Source organism: Pantoea sp. B_9 (genome assembly GCF_008632015.1).
GTDB lineage: Bacteria > Pseudomonadota > Gammaproteobacteria > Enterobacterales > Enterobacteriaceae > Pantoea > Pantoea dispersa.
On the sequence record NZ_VWVL01000007.1, the window covers coordinates 1 to 12,633 of the forward strand.

Annotated in this window: 11 protein-coding genes and 1 rRNA gene; 3 read left to right on the top strand and 9 right to left on the bottom strand. The window is 58.9% G+C overall.

The window, feature by feature from the left end; all coding sequences use genetic code 11:
* From F3I21_RS18470 to pepQ, 5 genes are all read right to left on the bottom strand, one after another.
* Nucleotides 1–107: ribosomal RNA gene (locus F3I21_RS18470) — 16S ribosomal RNA — on the bottom strand; the annotation flags it as partial.
* A 397-nt stretch (nucleotides 108–504) separates the two neighbouring features.
* Entirely contained in the window at nucleotides 505–1,053 is a 549-nt protein-coding gene (gene hemG, locus F3I21_RS18475; RefSeq protein WP_058781596.1) for a menaquinone-dependent protoporphyrinogen IX dehydrogenase, read from the bottom strand.
* Nucleotides 1,054–1,070: 17 nt separating this feature from the next.
* Nucleotides 1,071–2,522 carry a Trk system potassium transporter TrkH gene (gene trkH / locus F3I21_RS18480; protein WP_021506935.1) on the bottom strand — a complete coding sequence of 484 codons (1,452 nt, stop codon included), beginning with the start codon at nucleotides 2,520–2,522 and terminating at the stop codon, nucleotides 1,071–1,073.
* A 27-nt stretch (nucleotides 2,523–2,549) separates the two neighbouring features.
* Nucleotides 2,550–3,167 (bottom strand): IMPACT family protein, encoded by a 618-nt coding sequence (locus F3I21_RS18485; protein ID WP_150059506.1) that lies wholly within the window; start codon nucleotides 3,165–3,167, stop codon nucleotides 2,550–2,552.
* On the bottom strand, nucleotides 3,167–4,498 hold the full coding sequence (pepQ, locus tag F3I21_RS18490) for a Xaa-Pro dipeptidase (RefSeq protein ID WP_058758128.1): 1,332 nt from the start codon (nucleotides 4,496–4,498) through the stop codon (nucleotides 3,167–3,169). The genes F3I21_RS18485 and pepQ overlap by 1 nt, the downstream gene beginning before the upstream one ends.
* Nucleotides 4,499–4,683: 185 nt before the next feature.
* On the opposite strand from pepQ, the gene fadB reads away from it, so the two are divergent.
* Nucleotides 4,684–6,867: a fatty acid oxidation complex subunit alpha FadB gene (fadB, locus tag F3I21_RS18495; protein WP_150059507.1), complete on the top strand. Its 2,184-nt coding sequence runs from the start codon at nucleotides 4,684–4,686 to the stop codon at nucleotides 6,865–6,867.
* 10 nt (nucleotides 6,868–6,877) lie between these two features.
* A complete protein-coding gene (fadA, locus tag F3I21_RS18500; RefSeq protein ID WP_141497098.1) occupies nucleotides 6,878–8,041 on the top strand; it encodes an acetyl-CoA C-acyltransferase FadA in 1,164 nt (387 codons plus the stop codon).
* Between the two features lie 88 nt (nucleotides 8,042–8,129).
* Here fadA and fre read toward each other — a convergent pair whose 3' ends face one another.
* The 3 genes from fre to pepE all read right to left on the bottom strand — a co-directional run bounded on the left by fre (nucleotide 8,130) and on the right by pepE (nucleotide 11,152).
* Entirely contained in the window at nucleotides 8,130–8,831 is a 702-nt protein-coding gene (fre, locus tag F3I21_RS18505; RefSeq protein ID WP_021506940.1) for an NAD(P)H-flavin reductase, read from the bottom strand.
* 31 nt (nucleotides 8,832–8,862) lie between these two features.
* Nucleotides 8,863–10,347 carry a 4-hydroxy-3-polyprenylbenzoate decarboxylase gene (gene ubiD / locus F3I21_RS18510; RefSeq protein ID WP_021506941.1) on the bottom strand — a complete coding sequence of 495 codons (1,485 nt, stop codon included), beginning with the start codon at nucleotides 10,345–10,347 and terminating at the stop codon, nucleotides 8,863–8,865.
* Nucleotides 10,348–10,420: 73 nt separating this feature from the next.
* Complete coding sequence (gene pepE, locus F3I21_RS18515) at nucleotides 10,421–11,152, bottom strand: dipeptidase PepE (RefSeq protein ID WP_058775526.1); 732 nt, start codon at nucleotides 11,150–11,152, stop codon at nucleotides 10,421–10,423.
* 209 nt (nucleotides 11,153–11,361) lie between these two features.
* On the opposite strand from pepE, the gene rfaH reads away from it, so the two are divergent.
* Nucleotides 11,362–11,850 (top strand): transcription/translation regulatory transformer protein RfaH, encoded by a 489-nt coding sequence (rfaH, locus tag F3I21_RS18520; protein WP_031279607.1) that lies wholly within the window; start codon nucleotides 11,362–11,364, stop codon nucleotides 11,848–11,850.
* On the opposite strand, the gene tatD is transcribed toward rfaH, so the two are convergent.
* A complete protein-coding gene (gene tatD, locus F3I21_RS18525) occupies nucleotides 11,847–12,629 on the bottom strand; it encodes a 3'-5' ssDNA/RNA exonuclease TatD (protein ID WP_058758125.1) in 783 nt (260 codons plus the stop codon). The genes rfaH and tatD overlap by 4 nt on opposite strands.
* Between the last annotated feature and the right edge of the window lie 4 nt (nucleotides 12,630–12,633).

A 12,633-nucleotide genomic window follows, 5' to 3' on the forward strand; every position in this document is an offset into this window, starting at 1 on the left:
CGCCACTCGCCACCCAAAGAGCAAGCTCTTCTGTGCTGCCGTTCGACTTGCATGTGTTAGGCCTGCCGCCAGCGTTCAATCTGAGCCATGATCAAACTCTTCAATTTAAAGTTTGATTTGCTGCAACAAGTGCAGCGATGCCCTGTGAATTAAACTTCGTAATGAATTACGTGTTCACTCAGCAAAGACTTGATATTTTTTAAAGCCCGTAGGCTTGTGATATCAATCCTGCGAGTGCCCACACAGATTGTCTGATAAATTGTTAAAGAGCGGTGCGACGCGGCGTTCGGCCTGCTGTCGCGAGGTGGCGTATATTACGCTTTCCTCCTTCAGAGTCAAACACTTTTTTTCAGCGTTTTTCTCCGGCGGGGTGAATCGCTTCACGCCCTGCTGAGCCGTCTGCGTTGCCGCTTTGCCGTCTCAGTGGTGGCGCATTATAGGGCGTTAATTCTGGCTGACAAGGGTTTATTGCAAAAAAATGATCGTTCGGCCTAAATTTCACCACTACGCGTTATTTTGCGGCAATTTGCCTGGTAACTGTGCGAAATCCTGGGCAAAACGCGTGACTTTCTCCCAGTCGGTGTATTCAACTTCCTTCGATGTATCCGTTTCGCCGCCGGTCATACGCATAATGAACTGAATCATGATGCGATCGAACCAGCGATAGCGTGGATAACGCAGCGCACCGGCAAATACCGCACAGCGATCCGGCTGCCACGGTGACTGCGCCAGGAACTTACGCGTATAGGCATTGGTTTCCGGCGTGCACTTATCGGCTTTGCGCGCAGTAAGATTGACGCTGAAAAAGCCGCTGACGCGCTGCTGCAGTGCCGCCTTATGTTGCGTGACGAATTTCATCAGCTCGGGCTGGAAATGACCATAGCGGATCGAGGCGCCAATCAGCACGCGATCATACTGTGCCCACTCCACCTGCGGCGCCTGTGCCAGATCCAGCACATCGCACAGCTGCTGCGGTGTCAGCGTGCGGGCAATACGCGCCGCGATTTCACGGGTTTGCCCGTCACGGCTGGAATAAAGAATTAACGCTTTCATCACTCATTCCTGTTTTATTATTCGCGCCAGAAGGTGGGCGTGAACAGCACCAGCAGCGTGAACACTTCAAGGCGTCCAAACAGCATGGTGGAGATTAAAATCCACTTGGCGACATCATTCATCGACGTGAAGTTATCTGCCACCACACCCAGACCCGGGCCAAGGTTATTCAGCGTCGCCGCCACTGCGGCGAAGGCCGAGAAGTCATCCACGCCGGTGGCGATAATCGCCAGCATGCTGACCAGAAACACCAGCGCGTAAGCCGAGAAAAAGCCCCACACCGCTTCGAGAATACGTTCCGGCAGCGCACGGTTCCCCAGCTTAATGGTATAGACCGCATTGGGATGCACCAGGCGTTTCAGTTCGCGCGACCCCTGCTTGCACAGCAGCAGAATGCGAATCACCTTCAGGCCACCGCCGGTCGAACCCGCCATACCGCCGATAAAGGCTGAACACAGCAGCAGCACCGGCAGGAACAGCGGCCAGCGCGCAATACTGTCGGTGGTAAAGCCCGCCGTCGTCGCCATCGATACCACCTGGAAAAACGCCTGATTGAGGGTTTGCCAGCCGCTGGAATAGACATTATGGAACCACAGCACCAGGGTACAAATCAGCACCAGCGTCAGCTGCACGCCAATGAACATGCGGAATTCCGGGTCGCGCCAGTAGACTTTCAGGTTTCGCCCGCTGAGCAATGAGAAGTGCAGGCCGTAGTTACAGCCGGAGATCAGCAGGAAAATCGCCACGATGGTATTAATGGTCGGGCTATTGAAGTAGCCGATGCTGGCATCATGGGTAGAAAAACCGCCGATGGCGATGGTCGAGAAGCTGTGGCCGATAGCATCAAACATCGGCATGCCCGCCAGCCACAGCGCCAGCGCACAGGCCACCGTCAGCAGCACATAAATCAGCCACAGGGTTTTAGCCGTTTCGGCAATGCGCGGGCGCATTTTGTTATCTTTCAGCGGTCCCGGCATCTCGGCGCGGTACAGCTGCATGCCGCCGACGCCAAGAATCGGCAGAATGGCCACCGCCAGCACGATGATCCCCATGCCGCCAAGCCACTGCAGCATCTGGCGATAGAACAGAATCGCTTTGGGCAGCGAGTCGAGCCCTACTAACGTAGTGGCACCGGTGGTGGTTAAGCCAGAGAACGATTCGAAGAAGGCGTCGGTCACCGACAGATGTGGCTGCTCGGCGAAGATAAACGGCATTGCCCCCACGCTGCCCAGCACGGTCCAGAACAGCACCACAATCAGAAAGCCTTCACGCGGTTTCAGCTCACTTTTTTGTTTGCGGTTGGGCCACCACAGCAGCGAACCGATGACGATCGCCATCATAAACGTCTGACTGAACGCGCGCCCGGCACCGTCGCGATAAATCAGGGCCACTAAGCCAGGCAGGATCATGGTTACCGAGAACAGAATCACCAGCAGGCCCACGATGCGGGTAATGGCGCGAAAATGCATTCAGCCGTTTCCTTTAAACAGATGCGGTTAGTTGTCCAGCGGGATCAGCGCCAAAGCGCCCCGGCTGTAATCAGAAAGGTTTTGCCTGAAGCCATCAATCTGCGGATGGGGCAACGCCAGACGTAGCGCAATGCGATCCTGATAATGGCTCTGTTCAATGCTGCCGTCAAAACGCTGCAGCAGACGCTCTATATCGCTCAGCTGCGCATAGTCACACTGCAGGGTGAAACATTGCATCGGCACTTTACGCTGGCGCGCCAGCAGCTTCAGCCCCTGCTGCACGCCGCCACCGTAGGCTTTCACCAGCCCGCCGGTGCCCAGCATGATACCGCCATAATAGCGCACCACCACGGCGGTGATCTCGCCCACGCCGCTGCCCATCAGCTGCGCCAGCATCGGCTTACCGGCCGTGCCGGAGGGTTCGCCATCGTCAGAAAACCCCAGCTGTTGTGAATCATCGGGCGCGCCCGCCACCCAGGCCCAGCAGTGATGCCGCGCGGTCGGGTGTTCGTGCTTTACCTGCTGCACAAAGGCGCGCGCAGCGGCCACCCCATCGGTATGCGCCAGCAGGGTAATAAAGCGGCTCTTTTTGATGGTCTCCTCGCTGAGACTGACGGCCTCAGCGGGAATGTCGTAAGCGTCCATCAGGCCAGATGCAAGTCACGCGTCATGTTTTCGATGCGGCTGGCGTGAATCACCACATTATCCTCAATACGAATGCCCCCGTACGGCTTCAGGGCATCAATCGCCTGCCAGTCAAAGTGCTGACTGAACTTACCGCTGCGCAGCGGCGCCAGCAGTGAATCGATAATATAGAAGCCCGGTTCAATGGTCAGCACCATGCCCGGCTGCAGCACCCGCGTACAGCGCAGATAAGGATACTGCGATGGCGCCGCCAGATGCGTGCCGCTGTCGTCCTGCATAAACCCGGCAACGTCGTGCACCTGCAGGCCCAGCGGATGGCCGAGGCCGTGCGGCATAAACGGCCCGGTGAGGTTTTCCGCCACCAGCGTCTCTTCGCTTAGCCCCTGCACCAGTTCAAACTTCAGCAGCAGACGCGCGATACGCTGATGCATTTGCAGATGGTAATCGGTATAGCGCACGCCGGCTTTCAGCGTAGCGATCAGCGCCAGCTCCTCTTTATTCATCGCGGCAACCATTTCCGCGTAGCGCGTTTTGCTCTGCGCCGCGTAGCTGCGCGTCAGGTCTGCCGCATAGCCAAGATACTCTGCGCCGGCATCAATCAGGAAGCTGTGACGTTTCGCCGGCGGCTGATGGTCAAGCCGGGTGTAGTGCAGCACCGCAGCATGTTCATTCAGCGCGATGATATTGCCATACGGTACATCAATGTCACGGTGGCCGGTGGCGGTCAGATAGGCAAGATTGATATCAAACTCGCTCATGCCGGAGAAGAACGCCTCTTTCGCTGCGCGATGGCCTGCCACCGCCAGCTTCTGCGCTTCGCGCATACAGGCCAGCTCGTAATCGGTTTTGATGCTGCGATGATAATGCAGGAAGTCGATGACGCCCTGAGGGTTGATCCCCTCGCTGCGGATGCCCAGCTGGGTGGCGCGGGACGGTACCGGCCCGATATAGGCCACATTGTCGCGCTGTGCCGGCAACAGCTGAGCGATATCGTCAGCGTTTTTCAGGCCGATGACCTCGACATCCTGGGTCCAGAAGCTGTCAGGCAGTGGCTCGACGTTGTGCCAGTAATCGACTGGCGAGTAGAACCACAGTTTGGGTTTATTCACGCCATCGATCCACAGCCAGCAGTTGGGCACCTGGGTCACTGGCACCCAGGCTTTAAACTGGGGATTCACCTTAAACGGATAGTCATGATCGTCAAGAAATACGGTCAGCAACTCGCCTGAATGAATCAGCATGGCGTCCAGCTTAAAGCGCGCCAGCACCTGTTGCGCACGCTGCTGCAGCGTTGAGATATGCGCATGATACAGGGTTTTCAGTGAATCCATGGACTTGTCTCCGATGTCGCGAAAGTGGCGGCAGTGTAGCACAGCCGCGCGGGGGATGCCGTGCTGCGCGCGCTGTGATCGCCGTATCAAATAAGCAAACTCTCGTTTGCAAAAAATTAACATGACACCCACACTCCTGATCATCTGGTATGACCAGATCACCTTTCGCGTTTCAGGAGACGGACATGCTCTACCAAGGCGATACCCTTTCAGTGCACTGGCTTGACGATGGCATCGCCGAGCTGGTTTTTGATGCGCCCGGTTCGGTGAACAAACTTGATACCAAAACCGTCGCCGCCTTAGGCGAGGCGCTGAGCGTACTGGAGCAGCAAAGCACGCTGCGCGGCCTGCTGCTCTCTTCCGCCAAACCGGCGTTTATTGTCGGGGCGGATATCACAGAATTCCTGTCGCTGTTTGATGCGCCCGCTGAGCAGCTCAGCCAGTGGCTGACATTTGCCAACAGCATCTTTAATCGTCTGGAAGATTTGCCGGTGCCAACCATCGCCGCCATTGACGGCTACGCACTGGGCGGAGGCTGCGAGTGTGTGCTGGCGACCGACTTCCGCGTGGCCACGCCCACCGCGCGCATTGGCCTGCCGGAAACCAAACTCGGCATTATGCCGGGCTTCGGCGGCAGCGTGCGTCTGCCGCGCCTGCTCGGTGCCGACAGCGCGCTGGAGATCATCGCCGCCGGTAAAGATATTGATGGCCCGGGCGCGCTGAAGCTCGGTCTGGTGGATGCGGTGGTCAGCAGCGAGAAGCTGCGCAGCGCGGCGCTGACCATGCTGCAGGATGCCATAGCCCAGGGCAGCTGGCAGGCGCGTCGCGCGCCGAAGCTGGCACCGCTTAAGCTCAGCCCGATTGAAGCTGCGATGAGTTTTACCCTCGCCAAAAGCATGGTGCAGCAAACCGCCGGTAAACACTATCCAGCGCCGATCGCCGCGGTGCGAACCATCGAAGCGGCAGCGGGCTTAGGTCGTGATGATGCGCTGAAGCTGGAAACCGCTGCCTTTGTGCCGCTGGCGCAGAGCGATGTGGCACGTGCGCTGGTCGGCATCTTCCTCAATGACCAGTACGTAAAAGGCCTGGCGAAGAAACACAGCAGCGCGGCCGGCACGCCAGAGCAGGCGGCGGTACTGGGCGCAGGGATCATGGGCGGCGGCATCGCCTGGCAGTCGGCCTGGAAAGGCGTGCCGGTGAAGATGAAAGATATTAATCCGCAGGCGCTGACGCTGGGCATGAATGAAGCCAGCAAGCTGCTTAATAAACAGCTGGAGCGCGGCAAAATCGACGGTACCAGGCTGGCGCGCGTGCTGGCGAGCATTCAGCCGACGCTGGATTACAGCGGCTTTGATCGCGCCGATGTGGTGGTCGAAGCGGTGGTCGAGAACCCGCAAATTAAAGCCAAAGTGCTGGCTGAAACCGAGCAGCAGCTGCGGGATGATGCCGTGCTGGCCTCGAATACCTCCACCATTCCAATCAGCCAGCTGGCGCAGGCGCTGCAGCGTCCGCAAAATTTCTGCGGCATGCACTTCTTCAATCCGGTGCCGCGTATGCCGCTGGTCGAAGTGATTCGCGGTACGCAAACCTCTGAAGCCACCATCAGCAAAGTGGTGGCGTGGGCCAGCAAGATGGGCAAAACACCGATTGTGGTGAATGACTGTCCCGGCTTCTTTGTGAACCGCGTGCTGTTCCCCTACTTTGCCGCCTTCAGCCTGCTACTGCGCGACGGCGCGGACTTCCGCCAGATCGATAAAGTGATGGAGAAGCAGTTTGGCTGGCCGATGGGGCCGGCGTGGCTGCTGGACGTGGTGGGCATAGATACCGCGCATCATGCGCAACAGGTGATGGCGCAGGGCTTCCCGTCGCGGATGCAGAAAGATTACCGCGATGCCATTGATGTGCTGTTTGAAGCCAAACGCTACGGCCAGAAAAATGGCCAGGGCTTTTACCGCTGGGAACAGGACAAAAAAGGCAAAGCGCAGAAGCGCGCCGATGCAGATGTCGATGCGCTGCTGGAGCCGGTATGTGAACCGAAGCGGGTATTCAGCGATGAAGAGATCGCCAACCGCATGATGCTGCCGATGCTCAACGAAGTGGTGCGCTGCCTCGAAGAAAACATCATCGCTTCCCCCGCCGAGGCGGATATGGCGCTGGTGTATGGCTTAGGCTTCCCGCCGTTCCGCGGTGGCGCGTTCCGCTATATGGACACGCTGGGCATCAGCAATGTCGTCGATCAGGCTAAACGCTACCTCGCGCTCGGCCCGCTGTACGCGCTGCCTGAGCTGCTGGTTCAGAAAGCCCACCAGCATCAGAGCTGGTATCCCGTCGCTCAACCGATTGACGCAGCGGCGCTGCAAACTGCCTGAGGTAATGAACATGGAAAACGTAGTGATTGTTGATGCCGTGCGCACGCCGATGGGCCGTTCCAAAGGCGGCGCCTTTCGCCAGGTGCGCGCCGAGGATCTCTCCGCCCATCTGATGCGCGAACTCCTCAGCCGCAATCCGGCCGTCGATGCCGCCGCGCTGGATGACATTATCTGGGGCTGCGTGCAGCAGACGCTGGAACAGGGCTTTAATATCGCCCGCAACGCCGCGCTGCTGGCGGAGATCCCGCATCGCGTGCCGGCCAGCACCGTCAATCGCCTGTGCGGCTCGTCCATGCAGGCGCTGCACGATGCGGCGCGCGCGATTATGGTCGGCGATGCCCACAGCTGTATTATTGGCGGCGTGGAACATATGGGCCACGTACCGATGAACCACGGCGTGGATTTTCATCCCGGCCTGGGGCGCACCGTGGCGAAAGCGGCGGGCATGATGGGGCTGACCGCCGAGATGCTGGCGCGCATGCACCACATCAGCCGTGAACAGCAGGATGCCTTCGCGCTGCGTTCACACCAGCGCGCTGCGGCCGCCACTCAGCGCGGTGATTTCAAACGCGAAATCGTCCCGACCTACGGCCACGATGCCGATGGCGTGCTGAAACGCTATGACAGTGATGAAGTGATTCGCGAGGACACCAGTCTTGAAGGCTTAGCCGCGCTGCGTCCGGCGTTCGATCCGGTCAACGGCACGGTTACCGCCGGCAGTTCGTCGGCGCTGTCCGACGGCGCGGCCGCCATGCTGATCATGAGCGAAAGCCGGGCGCGCGAACTGGGGCTGTCGCCGCGCGCACGCATCCGCAGCATGGCGGTGGTTGGCTGCGATCCGTCGATCATGGGTTACGGCCCGGTACCGGCCAGTAAGCTGGCGCTGAAGCGCGCCGGGCTGAGCGTGCAGGATATTGATCTGTTCGAACTCAACGAAGCCTTCGCCGCGCAGACGCTGCCGTGCCTGAAAGATTTAGGGCTGCTGGAGCAGCTGGATGAGAAAGTGAACCTTAACGGCGGCGCAATCGCACTCGGGCATCCGCTGGGATGTTCCGGCGCTCGTATCAGCACCACGTTGCTGAATCTGATGGAGCGTCGCGATGCACAGTTTGGTCTGGCAACCATGTGCATTGGCTTAGGCCAGGGCATCGCGACGGTATTTGAACGGGTTTAATACGTTGACCACTACACTTGCACGTGTTCCCGCCCAACCGGGCGGGCTTTTTTTTGCAGCGGCACGTGCATGAGCACCGTGTCACGCATCAGATAAAGGCAAACGCATCGCCATACATCTGCGCTTCTAACGCACCACGTTCGGCACAGAAGCGCTCGCGGGCAATTTTTGCCATCTCAAACCGGCCAGCAATGTAGATATCGTGTCCGCTCAGGCTGGCATAATCCTGCATCACCGCGGTCAGCACCGTGCCGCTGCGCCCCTGCCAGTCCTCCGCCGGCTGCTCCACCACCGGAATCACTTTCAGGTTCGGATGCTTCACCGCCAGCGCATTGAGTTCATCCAGATCGTACAGATGTCTCAGCTCGCGGCCGCCCCAGTAGATAGCGATATCGCGATCCGGCTGCTGCGCCAGCGCGGTCAGCAGAATCGAACGCGCATAGGAGAAGCCAGTGCCGCCGGCAATCAGCACAATCGGCCGCGCGCTGTCCTCACGCAGCCAGGCGTCGCCGTGCGGCATATCCACGGTGATCTGCCGATCGTTTTTGATGCGATCCATCACCGCCATGGCGTACAGGTTCAGTTCTGAGGCACCAATGTGCAGCTCAATGATGTCCTTTTCCATTGGCGTCGATGCCAGCGAAAACGGGCGCTTGTCGCGCTCATCCATCACCACCATCAGATACTGGCCGGCGCGGAAGCTAAAATCCGCCGCCGGAATTAACCGCACGCGGTAAACCGTGTCCGTAATTGCTTCAACCGAAGTCACTTTGCAGCTTAACGTCGTCATAGGTGCCCTTTTTTATGGTTCTCAGCCGCCATCAGCGCTGCGGCGGCTCGGCAAAGATCGCTAACTCATCCCAGATTGCATCAATACGCGCCGTAACCGCAGGATCTTTCACAATCGGCGTCCCCCATTCACGCTGGGTTTCACCCGGCCACTTGTTGGTGGCATCCAGTCCCATTTTCGAGCCAAGTCCGGAAACCGGCGAAGCGAAGTCGAGATAGTCAATCGGCGTGTTTTCTACCAGTACCGTATCGCGCGCCGGATCCATCCGCGTGGTGATGGCCCAAATCACGTCGTTCCAGTCACGCGCGTTGACGTCATCGTCACACACAATCACAAACTTGGTGTACATAAACTGGCGCAGGAACGACCACACGCCGAACATCACGCGCTTGGCGTGACCGGCATACTGTTTTTTAATCGTCACTACCGCGAGGCGATAAGAGCAGCCTTCCGGCGGCAGATAGAAATCCACAATCTCCGGGAACTGTTTGATCAGAATCGGCACCAGCACTTCGTTCAGCGCCACGCCCAGTACCGCGGGCTCATCCGGCGGACGGCCGGTGTAGGTGGAGTGGTAAATCGGGTTGCGCCGCTGGGTCACGTGCGTCACGGTAAACACCGGGAAGCTGTCTACTTCATTGTAGTAGCCGGTGTGATCGCCGTACGGCCCTTCCGGCGCCATGTCACCCGGTTCGATGTAGCCTTCCAGCACGATTTCTGCGCTGGCCGGCACTTCCAGATCGTTCGAGACGCACTTCACCACCTCGGTTTTGTTGCCGCGCAGCAGACCGGCAAACGCATATTCCGATAGCGTATCCGGCACTGGCGTCACCGCGCCAAGAATGGTGGCCGGATCGGCGCCCAGCGCCACCGCTACCGGGAAGCGTTCACCGGGATGTGCTTTGCACCACTCCTGGAAATCCAGCGCGCCACCGCGATGCGACAGCCAGCGCATAATCACCCGATTTTTACCAATCACCTGCTGACGATAAATGCCGAGATTCTGCCGCTCTTTATGCGGTCCACGCGAGACGGTTAAACCCCAGGTAATCAGCGGCGCCGCATCGCCCGGCCAGCATTTCATGACCGGGATGCGCGCCAGATCGACCTCGTCACCGCTGAAAATCTCTTCCTGACACGGCGCATTACGCAGCCGTTTGGTCGGCATGTTCAGCACCTGTTTGAACTGCGGCATCTTATCGAACAGGTCGCGGAACCCCTTCGGCGGCTCCGGCTCTTTCAGAAACGCCAGCAGCTTACCCACTTCGCGTAGCGCGCTGACCTCTTCCTGGCCCATACCCATGGCCACGCGCTTCGGCGTGCCAAACAGGTTGCACAGCACCGGCATGCTGTAGCCCTTCGGGTTTTCGAACAGCAGCGCCGGGCCACCGGCCCGCAGCGTGCGGTCGGCGATTTCGGTCATCTCGAGGACAGGATCGATCTCCTGAGTGATGCGCTTTAACTCGCCGCGCTGTTCCAGCAGCGCGAGAAAGTCTCGTAAATCCTGATATTTCATGCGGCGTTAGTCTTCCGGCCAGAGTGAAGCGTCATTATAAGTTTGTTCACGCCAGCGTGTTTGAGTTTCTGCGTCAGGCGGGCTGACAGGAAAACGGCACCAGCGACTGCAGGGCCAGCACATCGTGATAAGCGGCAATCGCTTCACCGTGACGGAACACTTTGAAATCTTCACCGCGCGCGCTGTAGTAGCGCAGACGGTTCTCACTGACGTGCAGGAAGCTGGCTTCCCGCAGCGCAATCACCGACTCCTGCGGATTCACCGCGCAGAATTCGGCCAGACGCTCATCACGGGTTTCGCCCATGTGGCCGCTGACGTGCGCATCAAGATAGTGAGGATTGATTTGCACCGGGAACAGCCCCAGCGCAGGCAGCACCACGCTGCTGCGTACCGGCATATCATTGGTGGTGCGAATCGACGGTGCCGCCACGTTGCAGCCCGCGCTCCAGCCAACGTAAGGGACGTCGCGCTCGCGCACTGCGCGCTGAATCGCCACGATCAGCCCCTGCTCGTGCAGCATCTGGTTCAGCAGCCAGGTATTGCCGCCGCTCACCAGAATCAGCTCCGCCTGCTCAATGGCCGCAACCGGTGTCTCGAACTCATGTACCGTGCGCACCGGAATGCCCAGTGACTGAGACAACGCCTGCGCACGCTGGGCGTGATCGTCACGAATAATGGCGTAGGGCACCAGCACCGCCGAGGTGATACCGCGCTGGGCAATCATCGCGTGCAGCTGCGGATGCGCATAGCTCAGCAGCGGCGCATCGTCGGCCACTTTGCCATTGCTCAGTAAAAACAGTTCCATCAGCCCGTCCTTTTTCTTCGTCTAATGGGTTGGCAGTCTGATACAGATGATCGCCAGACGTCAATTTTCTTGCTGAAAAGCGTTAGTTCGCCGCACCAATCGGAAAATTCGTAGAGATTTTTCTTCTGTGACCGGGTTTCCGGCCGCCGATGCGCTATAACTCTGACAACAGGTTTGTTATTCTTAGCGTCCATTATTTGGGAGCAGTTATGGAATCCTGGTACTTACTCTATTGCAAACGTGGTCAGCTGTTGCGCGCGAAGGAGCATCTTGAGCGGCAGGAGGTGAATTGCCTCAGCCCGATGATCGCTCTGGAGAAGATTGTGCGCGGCAAACGCACCACCGTGAGTGAGCCGCTGTTTCCCAACTATCTGTTTATCGAATTCGATCCGGAAGCGATTCACACCACCACCATCAGCAGCACGCGCGGCGTCAGCCACTTTGTGCGCTTTGGTGCCATGCCCGCGACGGTGCCGTATGAAGTGATCGAAGCGCTGCAAACTGATGCGCCGCAGATCCTGCTGGATCCGGAAACGCCGCAGGTCGGTGATGAAGTGCTGATCACCGACGGCACCTTTGAAGGGCTGCGCGCTATCTTTGCCGAGCCCGATGGTGAAACCCGCTCAATCCTGCTGCTTAACCTGCTGAATAAACAGGTGATGCGCAGCGTGGACAACAAGCAGTTCCGTAAGGTTTAAGCCAGCCTGAATAGCTGACGTGCGTTGTGGTCGACGCGTGCCGCCAGTGCGTCTGGCTGTTCACCACGCCAGTGCGCCACCTGCTGAACGATATGCGGCAGAAAGCAGGGTTCGTTACGGCGCGAGGTCGGACGCGGACGCATATCGCGCGGCAGCAGATAGGGCGCGTCCGTCTCCAGCAGCAGACGATCTGCCGGAATCAGCGGCAGCATGTCACGCAGCGCCATTCCGCGCCGTTCATCGCACACCCAGCCGGTAATGCCCACCGATAACCCCAGCGCCAGGCAGGCTTCCAGCTCGTCACGCGTGCCGGTAAAACAGTGCACCACCGCGCCCACCAATTTCGGCAGCCACGGCTGCAGCACCGCCAGAAAACGTTCATGTGCCTCACGACAGTGTAAAAACACCGGCAGCTGCAGTTCAGCCGCCAGCTGGAGCTGCGCATCAAACGCGTACTCCTGCTGCTCGTGCGCGGAAAGGTTCCGGTTGAAGTCGAGCCCGCATTCACCAATCGCGACCACCTGCTCGCTGTCAGCCAGGCGGCGCAGCGTACTGGCGGTTTCCGCCGACCACTCGCTGGCATGATGCGGGTGCACGCCGGCGGTCGACCAGCAGTAGCCCGCGTGCCGGGTCGCCAGCTGACGCGCCTGCTGGCTCTCCAGGGCATTGGTGCCGGTAATTAACAGGCCGGTGACGCCTGCTTCGCGCGCGCGTTTTACCACCTGATCGCGATCTTTTGCGAATTGCGTGCTGGTCAGGTTTACACCGATATCAAACATGTTT

Bases quoted from the DNA above. Each gene is read 5' to 3' on its own strand.
- hemG (WP_058781596.1), bottom strand. From the start codon at position 1,053: ATGAAAGCGTTAATTCTTTATTCCAGCCGTGACGGGCAAACCCGTGAA.
- trkH (WP_021506935.1), bottom strand. From the start codon at position 2,522: ATGCATTTTCGCGCCATTACCCGCATCGTGGGCCTGCTGGTGATTCTG.
- F3I21_RS18485 (WP_150059506.1), bottom strand. From the start codon at position 3,167: ATGGACGCTTACGACATTCCCGCTGAGGCCGTCAGTCTCAGCGAGGAG.
- pepQ (WP_058758128.1), bottom strand. From the start codon at position 4,498: ATGGATTCACTGAAAACCCTGTATCATGCGCATATCTCAACGCTGCAG.
- fadB (WP_150059507.1), top strand. From the start codon at position 4,684: ATGCTCTACCAAGGCGATACCCTTTCAGTGCACTGGCTTGACGATGGC.
- fadA (WP_141497098.1), top strand. From the start codon at position 6,878: ATGGAAAACGTAGTGATTGTTGATGCCGTGCGCACGCCGATGGGCCGT.
- fre (WP_021506940.1), bottom strand. From the start codon at position 8,831: ATGACGACGTTAAGCTGCAAAGTGACTTCGGTTGAAGCAATTACGGAC.
- ubiD (WP_021506941.1), bottom strand. From the start codon at position 10,347: ATGAAATATCAGGATTTACGAGACTTTCTCGCGCTGCTGGAACAGCGC.
- pepE (WP_058775526.1), bottom strand. From the start codon at position 11,152: ATGGAACTGTTTTTACTGAGCAATGGCAAAGTGGCCGACGATGCGCCG.
- rfaH (WP_031279607.1), top strand. From the start codon at position 11,362: ATGGAATCCTGGTACTTACTCTATTGCAAACGTGGTCAGCTGTTGCGC.
- tatD (WP_058758125.1), bottom strand. From the start codon at position 12,629: ATGTTTGATATCGGTGTAAACCTGACCAGCACGCAATTCGCAAAAGAT.